The sequence below is a fragment of the Pseudothermotoga sp. genome (assembly GCA_025060105.1).
Lineage (GTDB): Bacteria > Thermotogota > Thermotogae > Thermotogales > DSM-5069 > Pseudothermotoga_A.
In genome coordinates this window covers 284,649-298,120 of sequence record JANXCS010000002.1, presented here as the reverse complement: position 1 = coordinate 298,120, position 13,472 = coordinate 284,649, and the positions used below count along the sequence as shown (strand labels likewise).

The window sequence follows — 13,472 nt, the reverse complement described above, 5'->3', positions numbered from 1 at the left end:
GAAAGTTTGCAGGAATATGATGAAAGAATTTTGAATCTCCTCCGTTTGAAAGATGAATTAGAAAAGGATCTCAAGAAAAAGGGGCTCCTGCGTGAGCGCCGGCCCGAAGAACGGAAGCATCTTCAACCGAGAATCGAGATCGAACTTGAAATAGACCTACCTATCGAAGAAATCTGGTCCATTCACGATTTGAATCATTTTGCTTACGGGGTGCCTGATGAAATCATTCAAAAGTCACTGCAAAAGAAACTTCACTTAGTGAAAGACGAAACACACAGAAATGTTCTACTCAATTTGATCAGATTTCTGAGAAGAGAAAAGATAGATTCAAGCAGAATTGGTTCCATCTATGTGGAATCCCTGAAGATTTTGAGTGAGCTCTATACATTCAACGAGAGTGTCATCAAAGATACCATACAGTTACTCAAGAATTATCCAGGACAGACATTGGCCTATTTGACGGCAGCTGAAGTTTTCTTAGCTTTTGGGAGGTTCAATGAAGCTTGCAAACTCTTTCAAGTCTATTCAGAGTTGACGAATGATCCTTACACGTTATTATTGCTCGAAGCTTATCGAGACGGTCGGTTCAACCCATCAACTTTCGCCAATTGTGTATCTAAAGATGGATACAAATCTATGCTTCTCATAGTCTCTGCTTTGGTTGAGTCCGAAGACAAGCTCGCAAAGGTGGCACCAGCCTTGGAAAAGAGGGGTTTTGCATGCGCACAATATGTTTTTGCAAAGTATAGAGGCACGATAGGAAAAATTTATCCTTATTGTCCGAGAATGATAGTACTCAACGAATCGTTGAGACTCATCCAAGGTGAGACGGTGAACGAACCTTTGCTCGAGGAAGTTGCCGTGAAGGATCCTCTGGCACGACTCGTACTTGTGAGCTTCAATTTGAATAGAAATTTTGTTAGAGCTTTTGAGCATATGAAGTGTTTCATGACGAATGTTGGGGAAGTTTTGTACACGGAGACCGAGCTGAGTGACAAGCCTCCTTTGATCAGAAATGTACTCGGGTCTCATAGAATTTCTAAAAATTTCAGGATCATTTCTAACGAAGAAGATCTCGAGCGATTCCTCAAGATGCTTTCAAATCAGGATGCTTGGATTTTCTTCAAAGATCCTGAGTACCTCAGGTTGTACTTCGGAGAAAGACACTGCAAAAATACGTGTCTTTGGGAGGTTTGAGCGGATGTTGGAAAGAGAGAAAGCTTTGGAGCTTTTATATGAACATGTGAAGACAAAAAACCTAATAAAACATTGTCTTGCGGTGGAAGCTATCATGAAAGCTTTGGCACGAAAGTTCGCGCAAGATGAGAAACTCTGGGGATTGGCAGGTTTGCTTCATGATCTAGACTACGATTACACCAAAGACAAACCTGATTTACACGGACTGAAAACGATCGAGATTCTGAGATCTTACGAGATTCCAAAAGAAGTTTTGGATGCAGTGTTAGCACACTGTGAAAAAAAGGAACGTGAAACACTTCTAGAAAAGGCTATTTATGTTGCAGACCCAACGTCTGGTTTTATAGTGGCTGCAGCGTTAATAACACCGGAAAAATCTCTGGAAGTCATAGATGTGGACTTTTTGATTCGGCGTTTCAAAGAAAAGCTCTTCGCCAAAGGCGCTAACAGGCAACAAATGATGAAGTGCGAGGAAATGGGACTCTCGTTGGAAGAGTTCTTGGGAATATCTCTCGAAGCGATGAAATCGATAAGAGCTGAACTAGGTTTGTGAGGGGATATGACATGAATAGCATTGAGGAGCTTGTTGAAAGAAAATTGATTGAATATCAGAAGAGCTACAAATTCGAATTGCCATCGCGGAATTTTTCTGTTAATGAAGTAATTTCGGCGATAGAACACACACTTTTAAGGCCAACAGCTACTGAGGAAGAGATAGACAAACTATGTGATGAAGCCATTCAATATGGATTCTGCGGAGTTTGTGTTAATCCGGTGCACGTAAAACGTGCAATCCATAGACTGAAAAATTCCAACGTCAAAGTGGTGAGCGTGGTTGGTTTTCCGCTCGGTGCGAATACTCAGTATTGCAAAGCGAGGGAAACGGAGGAACTTGTGGAACTTGGTGTTGATGAAATCGACATGGTGATCAATCTCTCGAAATTGAAATCGAGAGATTACAAGTATGTCTACGAGGATATCAAATCGGTTGTTGAGTCGAGCCGTGGGAAGCCAGTGAAAGTGATAATCGAAACATGCTACTTAAACCTGGAAGAAAAGATAGCTGCGTGTGTGATAGCGGAACTAGCTGGTGCAAAGTTCGTTAAAACTTCTACGGGCTTTGGTTCAAGCGGTGCGACTGTTGAGGATGTTCATCTCATGAAGTGGTGTGCACCAAGGTTGAATGTAAAAGCATCTGGAGGTATTCGGAGTTACCAGCAAGCTGTACAAATGCTGTTGGCTGGTGCCAGTCGAATTGGGACCAGCTCGAGCATTCAAATAGTGAAAGAGGGGGTTTCGAGATGAGCTTTGAAAAAATGCAAATAAGAGACTTCGTTGAAAAAGTGGCCGACAAGAGTCCCACACCTGGGGGAGGAGCTGTAAGTGCCATCGTTGCTTGTTTTGGTGCCGCTCTTAACGAGATGGTAGCACAACTGACTTTGAGTAGGCAAGATTATGCAGAATGGCACGCTGAAATGGAACGTGTGGTGGAAGAGATGGAAGAACTTAGACATATGTTGATTGAACTTTCGGAGTCAGATGCGAGGGCTTTCGATGAAGTCATGGAAGCTTACAAATTACCGAAAGAAACTGAAGAGGAAAAGGAAAGGCGGAAGAAATCAATACAAGATGCTTTGAAGCGAGCAGCACATATCCCATACGAGATATGCAGGTACTCGAGGGATGTGATCAAAGCAGCTCAAATCGTAGCGCGGTGGGGGAATGTCAATGCAATATCAGATGCCATAAGTGCTGCAGAATTGGCTGCTGGTGCGTTTCGCTCCGCTAAAGCAAATGTGTTGATTAACCTCAAATCCATCAAGGATGAAACATTCGTGAGAGACATGATGCATGAGCTGAAAACTCTCACAGGTGAAATAGAAGGGGCTTTGAGAGATGTCAGAGAGATCGCCAAACAACGTGCCGGAATCGAGGTTTGAAATAATCTGTCAACATGGTTCTGCGCGGCTTGGCAGGTTGTTTACCGCACATGGTGTCTTTGAAACACCGATCTTTATGCCAGTTGGTACCAACGCCAATGTGAAGTTGATGAGGAGTGATGAACTAAAGAAGATCGGTGCTGGTATCATTCTATCCAATGCTTACCATGTTGCAGTAAGACCCGGTTTAGAAGTGATAGAACTTCATGGTGGCTTACACGAATTCATGGCTTGGAGCGGTGGTATCCTTACAGATAGCGGGGGTTTCCAGCTGTTCAGTTTGAAGGAGTTCAGAAAAATTAGTGATGATGGGGTTTTGTTTGTTTCACCTTACGATGGTTCGAAGTTGTTCTTGACACCAGAAATGTCTATGGAAATTCAAAAGGTGCTCGGTTCTGATATAGTGATGGTCCTAGACCATTGTCTACCCATCGAATCGAGCTATAAAGAAGCCTTAGATGCGATGAGGAGAACTCATGAATGGGCGAAGAGGTGTTTGAAGCATGGCGTCAAAGAACAGCAAATGCTGTTTGCAATCGCTCAGGGTGGAGCATTCGAGGATTTAAGGAAAGCAAGTGCACAGTTCTTATCGCAGTTAGCATTCGATGGTTTTGCGATAGGTGGTTTAAGCTTGGGAGAACCTTTTGAAAAAACTCTCCAACTTACGCATGTAACGGTTTCGGAGTTGCCTTGGGAGAAACCGAGATATTTTATGGGCGGTGGTTCTCCAAAAACGATAATTGAATTGGTCACACTGGGAGTTGATATGTTCGATAGCGTTTATCCAACCAGATTGGCTCGTCACGGAGGAGCTTTAACCTCCCTTGGTAGGTTGAACATAAAATCAGCTCGTTATAAAAAGGATCTATCACCGATCGACGAGAGATGCGATTGTTTAGTATGCCAAAACTATACGCGAGCTTACATACATCATCTTTTGAACAGAGGAGAAGCTCTAGCCGGAATGTTGTTGACACACCATAACCTTTACTACATGTTCAAGTTCATGGAATTTGTGAGAAAATCAATAAAGGAAGGTAAAGTGGAAGAAATGAGGAAGGAGGTGGTTAAAACTTATGAAGAACGTCGGGGGAACTGTGTTGATCCTTCTACTTTTGATGTCGATATGTCTTGCCGACGTTGTTGATTTTTCTGCAGATGGTCGTTCTGCCACTTCTTCTGGACCTTGGGCTTTCAGAACAAATCCTGCTGGAATCGTTGAGAACGAAGTGAGACAAATTCTCCTCTCGAATACTTTGCGCATCTCTAGAGATCGTAATGTGAGATCCTTCACTTTCGCTTTGATCGAACCTCCTATTGATACATTAGCAGGTGTTGTAGCAATATCTGCAGAATTCAGCGATTTCAACCAGGAGAGGTTGTCGTTCATTTATGGAGTGGCTGGGACCGCAGGTCTGGGATCTTTAGGTTTGAATTTTGGTATCGAAAGGGTTGTTCAAAATGCAGTTGTTAATACTTCGGTGGTTCTCGATCTTGGAGCAAAGGGAAAATTCAGTGAGGGTGGTGCTCTAGGGTATGGGTTAACGGTTAAAAATTTCAGGATTTGGTCTTCAAATCCTAACTTAGTGAATCAAGCAAGTGTAGGAGCAGGTGTTTGTCTCGATTACGATCAGATGAAATTCGCTTTGGACGTGATGTATGGTTTCAATGATCTTTGGACAGTCTGTCCAGGTGCTCAACTGAGCATAGAGCCTTTAAATCTGTACGTGACTGTACCTTTGTTCTACACGGTGGATAAAGACTCAGTTCTGGCAGTTGATATTGGTGGTTCCTTCAAGGTGGGGAATTTGAACATTCAACTTTCACTTTTCTATCCATTCTCAAAAGTTGACAGTTCGGATTTCTTCAAAGAACTAAATTATGACTATCACATTGATTTTCGTATAGGCGTGAGATGGTGAAGCGAGTAAAAGTTTTAAGTGAGGATGAAATTCGAAGGTCTTTGTTGAGAATCGCTCACGAGATTCTTGAGCGAAATCGCGGTTTGGAAAACGTAGCCTTACTTGGGATCATGACCAGAGGAGTCTACTTGGCGTTGCGATTGGCAAACTTTCTTCGTGATATAGAGAACAAACCAGTTTTAGTTGGAAAACTCGATGTGAGTCCATTCAGGGACGATGAAAGAAAAAGAGATCTGGACCTGAGCGAAATACCGTTTGAGTTGAAAGACAAAGTTTTAATCTTGGTGGATGATGTTTTGTTTACCGGTAGAACTGTGCGTGCCGCGCTCGATGCTATTTCGAAGCGCGGTAGGCCGAAAGAAGTTCAGCTAGCTGTTCTGGTCGATAGAGGCCATAGAGAATTACCGATAAGGGCCGATTTTGTGGGTAAAAACCTGCCCACTTCCAAAGCGAGAGAAAGAGTCAAAGTTTGCTTGAAAGAGATCGACGGAGAAGATGCTGTTTACATAGTTCATTTGGAGGAGTGAAAATGGACCTAGAGAAATACATACGAGCCATAGAAAGAAGTCTCATGCAAATGGTCGCACGCGAAATGTCCAGCGTTGATGTGTCCGAGATATGGTTGGACACATCTATTCCTGTTGATCTCATCATTGAGATTTTCAAGTCCGGTCAGGTCAAGGTGCCACAAGAATTACAATCTATAGTGGACGGCAAGAAAGTGATCTGGACAAAGGAAGCTTGAGGACTTTTGAACAATGGTGTACGATCTGGCCATCTCAAAAATCCCGCTCCGTTGTCTCTTTTCCTACAAAAGCGAAGAACCGCTCGAATTGGGTGAACGAGTTGTAGTCGATTTTCACGGCAAGAAAACTTTAGGTTATGTGACAAGGATTTCAGAAAAAACAGCTGAGCGCAACCTCAAAAAAGTTTTGGAAAGGTTGGACCGTACGAGTTTCATACCTCCTGAAGATGTTGAATCGATAAGATTGCTCTCAGAGAAATTCTTTTCTCCACCGGGGTTGCTGTTCGATTTAGCTTTTCCATCTTTCATTGACAATTATGCAGAGAGTGTGGTTGAAGCTTGCTCGCCTTTGGTCGGTTTTGACTCACTCCCACTAGAGGATTTCCTCGACAAGTATGGATCGGAGAGTTTTAGGAACTACTTGAGCAAAGGTTATATAAGGGTGAAAAAAATCTTTGGTGGTAAGATCCCGAAACCTCGTTTGTTGAAATCATACGTGGTTCTCAAAGGGGGATTCAAAGTATTATCGCGCGCAAACGATGATATTGAATACGAAGTGATAAGTTATCTTTTAATGAATAGTTATGCGACAGTTGAGCAATTGATCGAACTGTTTGGAATTAACACTCGAAAAATCAAGCAATTGGAACAAAAAGGCGTGATCGAGTTGACGCAGTTTCTACCGATGAAAATAGAGCATGACAGAATACAAAAAGTAAGTTTGGATATAATTGCAAATACTAAAACAGTTTTGGTGGGCTCTAGCATAGAGCACCGTGTGTATAAAATTGTTGACATGATAGAGAGAACTATCCGCGAGAGTAAAACCGTGCTCTTCTTGGTGCCGCTTTCTTCACTCGCTTACGCTGTAGCAGGTTTAATCAGAAAATTTCTAGATGTAAACGTACAAGTTTATCACTCACGTATGTCGAAATCTCAAAGGGCTAAGGTTTGGATTGATTCAGTTAGTGGAAAATCTCAAATAGTGATTGGTACAAGAATCTCTGCATTTCTTCCGATCAAGAATCTTGGTTTGATAGTTGTAGAAGAGAGTGAGGACGATGCCTACTATCAATTCGATGACCCAGTGTACGACGCATTGGAAATGGTTGAAATGAAGGCAAGGTTTAGAAATATTCCACTCGTCGTTTCGTCTTGTGAACCTCGCTTGGTTGATTTCCATAGGAAACAACATTTGGTCTGGCTGAAAGCTCAAAAAGAAGAGCAAAGATCAAACATTGCAGTGCTAGAAGTAGAAAGAAATAAACCAATTTTATCGGAAGAATTAGTGAAAAATTTGAGAGAAACTCTTGCTGAAGGACACGCAGCTGTAATTTTAGTTCGAAGGAAAGGGTTTTCGCCATATGTCATATGCTTCGTTTGTAATCATTTGCTTAAATGTCCGAATTGTGACGTCGCACTCAGCTTTCACAAATCTCAGAACATCTTCAAATGTCATCAATGTGGGCATACGGAAGACGCTCGATCTGTTTGTCCTAATTGTGGTGCGAAAGCTCTCTACCCTAGGGGGGCTGGGACTGAGAGAATTGAGAAACTTTTGAAGTATTACATACCTAGCGCGAAAATCGTAAGGTTAGAGGCCGAAGAATTTGATCCTTTCGAAGTTCAAGAACAATTCCTGAAGCTGCAATCTGGGGATATCGATGTACTCGTGGGGAGCAGGCTTGTCGTTCAAGGTATTGGTTTAGACAGGGTCGGATTGATCTGCGTCTTAGACTACGACGGTTTACTCGCTCAGCCAGATTACAACACCAATCTTAGGATGTTCCAATTTTTGAGAAAATTTTGTAGTTACTTCGGTAAAGCTAAAGTATTGATCCAAACTTTTCATCCAGAAGATGATCTCTTGAGATTTGTGTTCACTTCAAATACAGAAGAATTTTACATACTGGAGTTAGAAAAAAGGAAGGGATTAGGATATCCTCCTTTTTGTGATCTGGTTCAAGTGGTTCTCGAAAGTGATCTTCCGCAAGTTGGGTGGGAAATGGTGAACTACTGTGCGAATTTGTTTGAAACTGAAACCTTACTAGGCCCAGTTGAACATCCAATTTTCAAACTGAAAGGTAAATTCAGATACCACTTTTTGATAAAGACGAGCGATCTTAGAGGGACACTCAATAAGCTCAGCAATATTCTGGCCAAGGTGGGAAAAGTGGGTTGGAGAGTGTTTGTCAATCCACCGAGACTTTGGTGAGGTGGTGAGAAAGTGCGTGTTGTGGTGTTGGCAGCCGGAAAAGGAATAAGAATGAAATCAAAATTGCCCAAGGTGTTGCATCCTATTTGTGGAAAGGCCATGTTGCTGTGGGTTTTAGATGTCGCAAAATTGATGAGTGAGCGTGTGTGCATCGTATTAGGATATTCCGCGGATACAGTCAGAGAGATCCTCCCGCCTGAGATTGAGGTTCGGATTCAACAAGAGCAACTTGGCACCGCACATGCTGTTATGAGTGCAAAAGATTTCATTGATCCGGATGATGATGTCCTGATACTCTACGGTGATATGCCATTGATAAAGGTTGAAACGTTGAGAAAAGTTGCAAATCAACACAAAGAAGATGAAAATGATGTGACGATCGTCTCAACTGTGATGGAGAACGCAACTGGTTATGGAAGAATTGTTAGGGATCTTAAGGGGAATTTTGTGAGAATAGTTGAAGAAGCTGATGCAACTGATGAGGAAAAGATGATAAGGGAAGTCAACACAGGAATTTACATATTCAAGGGAAAGCAATTGCTGAGTGCTCTGCCAAAGGTGAATTGTAACAACGCAAAAGGAGAGTATTACCTCACTGATGTGGTGGGGATGATGAGCAAAGTTGGTGTTCACAAGTCCGATGATTGGGGACAGTTCATGGGAATAAACGACAAAGTTCAGCTGGCCTTCGCACAAAGAAAAAAACGGTTTGAAATTTTAGAGAGGCTCATGTTACAGGGAGTTACCATCATCGATCCTGAAACTACATACGTGGATGCAGACGTTGAAATAGGTTGCGATACGATACTTTATCCAATGACTCTGCTGCTTGGTAAGACAAAGATTGGTGAAGATTGCGTTATAGGTCCTATGGCGAGACTTGAGAATTGTCTGATTGGTAACAGAGTACGTGTAATCAGTTCTGATTGTGTTGGAGCAACAATTGAAGATGATGTGTCCGTTGGGCCTTTCGCTAGGTTGAGGGAAGGTACGGTGTTGAAATCGGGTGTCAAGATTGGTAATTTTGTGGAGGTGAAAAATTCAAAAATAGGTTCTCGGAGCAAGGCTCAACATCTTGCATACCTTGGTGACGCCACTGTTGGAGAAGACGTCAATGTGGGAGCAGGTACAATAACATGTAACTTTGATGGGAAGAGGAAAAATCCCACATTTATAGATGATGGCGCTTTTGTAGGTAGTAACTGTTGCTTGATTGCTCCTTTGAAAATCGGTAAAGGTGCTTTCATTGCAGCTGGCTCTGTCATTACTGAAGATGTTCCAGAATGGAGTTTAGCCATCGCGCGATGCAGGCAAGTGGTGAAACCAGGATGGGTTATTAGGAAAAAGGAGGAAACTTGAGATGCCGTTTCAACGTAATGATTTAAAATTCTTTGCTGGAAATTCAAACCCTCCTCTTGCTCAAAAGGTCTCAGAATATCTCGGGCTCAGGTTAGGTGATTGTCAAGTGTCTCGTTTTTCGGACGGAGAGATAAACGTTCGAATAAACGAGACAGTTAGAGGACACGATGTGTTCGTTCTCCAGTCCTTCTCCCCCCCTGTCAACGAAAATATAATGGAACTCTTAGTGATGGTTGACGCTTTCAAACGAGCTTCTGCAAGCAGTATAGCAGTTGTCATCCCATATTTTGGTTATGCGAGACAAGACAGAAAAGCCAAAGGTAGAGATCCTATAACGGCAAAACTTGTAGCGAATATTATCACAGTTGCTGGTGCCACGCGTGTCCTCACGATAGACCTCCATGCAGAACAGATACAAGGTTTCTTCGATATTCCACTGGACAATCTTTACAGTTTTCCAGTTTTCATTGAGGAAATCACAAAACGTTATGCTGATATCAAGAAAGACATCACAGTTGTTGCTCCAGACGTTGGTTCTGTGAGACGCGCGAGCAAACTTGCGGAAAAGTTGCAAGTTCCTCTGGCGATATTGGATAAGCGCCGTCCGATGGATAACGTTGCTGAGGTTGTCAATATAATAGGAGATGTCAAAGGCAAAGTGGCGCTCATGTTTGATGACATAATCGATACTGGAGGAACGATGATCCAAGGCGCACAAGCTTTGAAAAAAGCCGGTGCAAAGCGCATACTTGCGTGTGCAACGCATGGGGTTCTCTCTGGTAACGCTGTAGAAAGGATTCAAAATAGCGAAATAGATGAAGTTTATGTAACAGACACGGTTTATCACAAGAATTTACCGGACAAATTTCATGTGATAAGTATCGCTAATCTCTTAGGTGAAGCAATCATGAGGATCAGAAAAAATCTATCTGTAAGCATCTTGTTCAAATGAGGAGGTGTTAAAATGCAGCTCGCAGCTGAGATCAGGATGGAGCGTGGAAAAAGGTCAGCTAGAAGGCTTAGAAAACAGGGTTTGATTCCAGCTGTTATTTACGGTCCTGAGAGCCAACCAATGCCTATCAAATTAAAGAAGCAAGAAGTTGAGAAATTCGTTCATACCTTTTCTGAAGCCAAACCAGTCACCCTGCAGATCAAGGTCGGTGAAGAAATTCAGATTATAGAAGCCTTCGTCAAGAAGATTCAAATTGATAAGGTGACCGATGAAGTCGTCCACGTCGACTTTTATAAGCCAGCGAAAGGGCATGCTATGAAGATCGAGATACCGTTACGCGTGATCGGTAAGCCCATTGGTGTTGAAAAGGGTGGCATCATGGAAATACTACGTACAGAGTTACCAGTAGAAACTTTGCCGACAGTTCTACTTGAGCACATAGAAATAGATGTCAGTGATTTGGATCTAGGTGAATCTTATCATGTTCGCAACTTAAAGTTACCAGCAGGTATGAAAGTATTGTTACCACCCGACGAGGCTCTTGTGACCGTGATTGTACCGAAGGGTCTCCAAGTTGAAGAGATCGCCGCAACAACTCCCACTGAAGTCGAGCCTGAAGTGATAAAGAAAGGCAAGAAAGTTGAAGAAACTGAAGAAGAGAAGGAATGAAACATTTCGTAATCGGATTGGGTAATCCAGGACCGCGTTATGCCTTGAATAGGCATAACGTGGGTTTTATATTTTTAGACAAATATATTGAAAAACTCGGATGCAACTCGAATTTTGTTCGAGAGGAAAGTTATGAATTGATGAATTGTGGTACAGTTTGCCTCGTCAAGCCTCTCACTTATATGAATGTCAGCGGAGAGGCCGTTAAGATGTTACTAGTCAGATACAATCTTTCGGTCGATGATATAATCATTGTGTACGATGATATCGATTTACCTCTCGGAAAGATCAGAATCAGGCAAAGGGGTAGTGCGGGAGGTCATAACGGTTTAAAGTCCATAATTGAAGCGCTTGAAACTGATGAGATCGTAAGGGTGAGAATTGGCATCGGACCGAAACCTGAGGGAATAGACCTTGCTCAATTTGTCCTCAGCAATTTTTCTAGTGAAGAACTAGTTATTTTGGATAAAGTTTTAGATGTGGCCGTTGAAGCTGTTCAAGTGATTTTATCAGAAGGTGTCCAAAAGGCGATGTCTTTGTACAACTCTTTAGAGGTGATCGTGTGAATTGTGACGTTTGTAAAACCAACGTGAACATCAAAATCTATAGGTTTCTCTTGGATGGTATATCTAAAGAAATCCATCTGTGTAGGAGTTGCTTGATAAAAGTTCTCAAAGAGGGCATGAAAATCCGTCGGAAGAATTTAAAGTACCTTATAGGTTATGTTCGTATTGTCCAAGATTCTGATATCGGGGAGTTGCACGTCGATAACCTTTTGCCGCGTGATTTCGTTTTCTCCATTGTGCCTATAGCTGTACTGAAAACCCTCTTTGGAAAGGAAGGGGAAAATCAGTTCGATCAGAAAGAAATAGCCTTAAGGCGTGTCTATGTTCTCAAGCACAGGTTGGAACAGGCTTTAAGGAAAGAAGATTATAGAACAGCCCATAAGATTAAAAACCAGATCAGCGCTATTGAAAAAAGCATCTTGGAGAAGTGAACAATGAAACGTTTTCTGATACCACTTGGTTTCTTATCATTTCTTGTGACCTTTTTAATTCTCACCTTTCAAGGTAAATTGATCCTTCCAAGATATCTTTTTAAGTTGGGCACTTTCGAGTTGAGGTTTTATTCCATTTTCATTCTCGCAGGTGTTCTTATCTCTTATTCGCTTGCTCGCCGGCAGGCCAAGCAAGAGAATGTGAACTTGGAGCAAGTGGATGAACTTGTTTTTTATTCTGTTGTGTTTGGCGTGATTGGTGCGAGAGTTTTGTATGTTTTTTCCAATTGGAAATTCTACTCTAGAAATCCCTCGGAAATTTTAAAAGTTTGGCACGGCGGTCTTTCGATTCAGGGGGCTATCTTAGCTGGTATAGCAACTTTCTTGATTTATTCGAATTTTAAAAAGGGTATCACCTTCAAACCACTTCAAGCATTGGACATCGGCGCAGCGTATCTTCCACTTGGCCAGTCCATTGGAAGGTGGGGTAATTTCTTCAATTATGAGGCTTTTGGTGAGCCAACAAATCTACCCTGGAAAATGTATGTCCCACCAACTATGCGACCGTTCGAATTCAAGTCGTATGATTATTTTCACCCGACTTTTTTGTATGAGTCGATTTGGAATTTTCTGACATTTTTGGTATTGAAACGTTATTTGGAACGATACAGAAAAAGATTTGGAGAAGTGTTCTCGCTTTATCTGTGTTTCTACTCACTGGGACGAATTTGCATAGAGAGATTCAGACTAGATAGCATGTACGTTGGACCGATCAGGCTTGCACAACTTCTCAGTTCAACGTTGATAATCGTTGGATTCACTCTGTATGTAGCGTTGCGGGGTGGAATGATTGACGTTTGTGATAGGTGATATACACGGATGCTCGAACAGCTTGATGAAACTTTTGGAAAGCTTACCACTGACTGCTGAATCAAAATTGATCTTTTTGGGTGACTATATAGACAGGGGTCCAGATAGTAAAGGTGTGCTTGAAATACTGCTGGACCTTTCAAAGAGTTATGAGTGCATCTTCATCAGGGGCAATCACGAGCAAATGCTGCTTGACTATATTTTGGAAGGTGAAAACTTCGATTTGTGGCTTATGAATGGTGCGGATGCGACACTGAGAAGTTATGGAGGTATAGATAAAATACCAAAGCAGCATATCGATTTCATTCAATCTACAGTCCTATACGCTATAAAAGGTAACGATTTGTTTGTTCATGCTGGAGTTAGGCCAAATATCCCGATTGAAAAACAAAACCCATTCGACCTACTTTGGATCAGATATGAGTTTATTTACAGCGAGGCACCTTTACCCAGCTATAGGATTTTCTTTGGTCACACACCTTTCCAAGAGGTTTTAATAATGAAAGACAAAATAGGTTTGGACACAGGATGTGTTTATGGGAACAAGCTATCGGCGATAGCTCTTGGGACTATGAAAGTTTACAGTTCAAAGTGTGGAGGTTAAAT

Annotated in this window: 16 protein-coding genes; all 16 read left to right on the top strand. The window is 42.0% G+C overall.

Going from position 1 to position 13,472, the window contains the following annotated elements; translation table 11 throughout:
- The first annotated feature begins 6 nt into the window (after positions 1-6).
- Genes NZ875_03290 through NZ875_03215 form a run of 16 tightly spaced genes read left to right on the top strand, consistent with a single transcriptional unit; the run spans position 7 to position 13,470 of the window.
- Positions 7-1,197 (top strand): hypothetical protein, encoded by a 1,191-nt coding sequence (locus tag NZ875_03290; GenBank protein ID MCS7174758.1) that lies wholly within the window; start codon positions 7-9, stop codon positions 1,195-1,197.
- A 4-nt stretch (positions 1,198-1,201) separates the two neighbouring features.
- A complete protein-coding gene (locus tag NZ875_03285; GenBank protein ID MCS7174757.1) occupies positions 1,202-1,750 on the top strand; it encodes an HDIG domain-containing protein in 549 nt (182 codons plus the stop codon).
- A gap of 11 nt (positions 1,751-1,761) precedes the next feature.
- Positions 1,762-2,502 carry a deoxyribose-phosphate aldolase gene (deoC, locus tag NZ875_03280; GenBank protein ID MCS7174756.1) on the top strand — a complete coding sequence of 247 codons (741 nt, stop codon included), beginning with the start codon at positions 1,762-1,764 and terminating at the stop codon, positions 2,500-2,502.
- Positions 2,499-3,137 (top strand): cyclodeaminase/cyclohydrolase family protein, encoded by a 639-nt coding sequence (locus NZ875_03275; protein ID MCS7174755.1) that lies wholly within the window; start codon positions 2,499-2,501, stop codon positions 3,135-3,137. Before deoC ends, NZ875_03275 begins: the two co-directional genes overlap by 4 nt.
- Positions 3,094-4,284, top strand: coding sequence for a tRNA guanosine(34) transglycosylase Tgt (gene tgt / locus NZ875_03270; protein MCS7174754.1), 1,191 nt, complete (start codon positions 3,094-3,096; stop codon positions 4,282-4,284). Before NZ875_03275 ends, tgt begins: the two co-directional genes overlap by 44 nt.
- A complete protein-coding gene (locus NZ875_03265; GenBank protein ID MCS7174753.1) occupies positions 4,214-5,059 on the top strand; it encodes a hypothetical protein in 846 nt (281 codons plus the stop codon). The genes tgt and NZ875_03265 overlap by 71 nt, the downstream gene beginning before the upstream one ends.
- A complete protein-coding gene (pyrR, locus tag NZ875_03260; GenBank protein ID MCS7174752.1) occupies positions 5,053-5,586 on the top strand; it encodes a bifunctional pyr operon transcriptional regulator/uracil phosphoribosyltransferase PyrR in 534 nt (177 codons plus the stop codon). The genes NZ875_03265 and pyrR overlap by 7 nt, the downstream gene beginning before the upstream one ends.
- A 2-nt stretch (positions 5,587-5,588) precedes the next feature.
- A complete protein-coding gene (locus NZ875_03255; protein MCS7174751.1) occupies positions 5,589-5,804 on the top strand; it encodes a hypothetical protein in 216 nt (71 codons plus the stop codon).
- Positions 5,805-5,817: 13 nt separating this feature from the next.
- Positions 5,818-8,019, top strand: a complete 2,202-nt coding sequence (gene priA, locus NZ875_03250; GenBank protein MCS7174750.1) for a primosomal protein N' — start codon at positions 5,818-5,820, stop codon at positions 8,017-8,019.
- Positions 8,020-8,031: 12 nt separating this feature from the next.
- Positions 8,032-9,378 carry a bifunctional UDP-N-acetylglucosamine diphosphorylase/glucosamine-1-phosphate N-acetyltransferase GlmU gene (glmU, locus tag NZ875_03245; protein MCS7174749.1) on the top strand — a complete coding sequence of 449 codons (1,347 nt, stop codon included), beginning with the start codon at positions 8,032-8,034 and terminating at the stop codon, positions 9,376-9,378.
- Between the two features lies 1 nt (position 9,379).
- The gene (locus NZ875_03240) at positions 9,380-10,330 is read left to right on the top strand and encodes a ribose-phosphate pyrophosphokinase (protein MCS7174748.1); all 951 of its coding nucleotides are present in this window, start codon (positions 9,380-9,382) and stop codon (positions 10,328-10,330) included.
- 12 nt (positions 10,331-10,342) lie between these two features.
- Complete coding sequence (locus NZ875_03235) at positions 10,343-10,999, top strand: 50S ribosomal protein L25 (GenBank protein ID MCS7174747.1); 657 nt, start codon at positions 10,343-10,345, stop codon at positions 10,997-10,999.
- Positions 10,996-11,565: an aminoacyl-tRNA hydrolase gene (gene pth / locus NZ875_03230; protein MCS7174746.1), complete on the top strand. Its 570-nt coding sequence runs from the start codon at positions 10,996-10,998 to the stop codon at positions 11,563-11,565. Before NZ875_03235 ends, pth begins: the two co-directional genes overlap by 4 nt.
- The gene (locus NZ875_03225) at positions 11,562-11,996 is read left to right on the top strand and encodes a hypothetical protein (GenBank protein MCS7174745.1); all 435 of its coding nucleotides are present in this window, start codon (positions 11,562-11,564) and stop codon (positions 11,994-11,996) included. Before pth ends, NZ875_03225 begins: the two co-directional genes overlap by 4 nt.
- 3 nt (positions 11,997-11,999) lie before the next feature.
- A complete protein-coding gene (lgt, locus tag NZ875_03220) occupies positions 12,000-12,866 on the top strand; it encodes a prolipoprotein diacylglyceryl transferase (GenBank protein MCS7174744.1) in 867 nt (288 codons plus the stop codon).
- Complete coding sequence (locus NZ875_03215) at positions 12,847-13,470, top strand: serine/threonine protein phosphatase (protein ID MCS7174743.1); 624 nt, start codon at positions 12,847-12,849, stop codon at positions 13,468-13,470. Before lgt ends, NZ875_03215 begins: the two co-directional genes overlap by 20 nt.
- The last annotated feature ends 2 nt before the right edge of the window (positions 13,471-13,472 follow it).

What these genes read in the sequence shown, in the direction of transcription:
- pth (MCS7174746.1), top strand. Translation starts at nt 10,996, where the DNA reads ATGAAACATTTCGTAATCGGATTGGGTAATCCAGGACCGCGTTATGCC.
- deoC (MCS7174756.1), top strand. Translation starts at nt 1,762, where the DNA reads ATGAATAGCATTGAGGAGCTTGTTGAAAGAAAATTGATTGAATATCAG.
- priA (MCS7174750.1), top strand. Translation starts at nt 5,818, where the DNA reads ATGGTGTACGATCTGGCCATCTCAAAAATCCCGCTCCGTTGTCTCTTT.
- lgt (MCS7174744.1), top strand. Translation starts at nt 12,000, where the DNA reads ATGAAACGTTTTCTGATACCACTTGGTTTCTTATCATTTCTTGTGACC.
- pyrR (MCS7174752.1), top strand. Translation starts at nt 5,053, where the DNA reads ATGGTGAAGCGAGTAAAAGTTTTAAGTGAGGATGAAATTCGAAGGTCT.
- tgt (MCS7174754.1), top strand. Translation starts at nt 3,094, where the DNA reads ATGTCAGAGAGATCGCCAAACAACGTGCCGGAATCGAGGTTTGAAATA.
- NZ875_03265 (MCS7174753.1), top strand. Translation starts at nt 4,214, where the DNA reads ATGAAGAACGTCGGGGGAACTGTGTTGATCCTTCTACTTTTGATGTCG.
- NZ875_03285 (MCS7174757.1), top strand. Translation starts at nt 1,202, where the DNA reads ATGTTGGAAAGAGAGAAAGCTTTGGAGCTTTTATATGAACATGTGAAG.
- NZ875_03255 (MCS7174751.1), top strand. Translation starts at nt 5,589, where the DNA reads ATGGACCTAGAGAAATACATACGAGCCATAGAAAGAAGTCTCATGCAA.
- NZ875_03235 (MCS7174747.1), top strand. Translation starts at nt 10,343, where the DNA reads ATGCAGCTCGCAGCTGAGATCAGGATGGAGCGTGGAAAAAGGTCAGCT.
- NZ875_03240 (MCS7174748.1), top strand. Translation starts at nt 9,380, where the DNA reads ATGCCGTTTCAACGTAATGATTTAAAATTCTTTGCTGGAAATTCAAAC.
- NZ875_03275 (MCS7174755.1), top strand. Translation starts at nt 2,499, where the DNA reads ATGAGCTTTGAAAAAATGCAAATAAGAGACTTCGTTGAAAAAGTGGCC.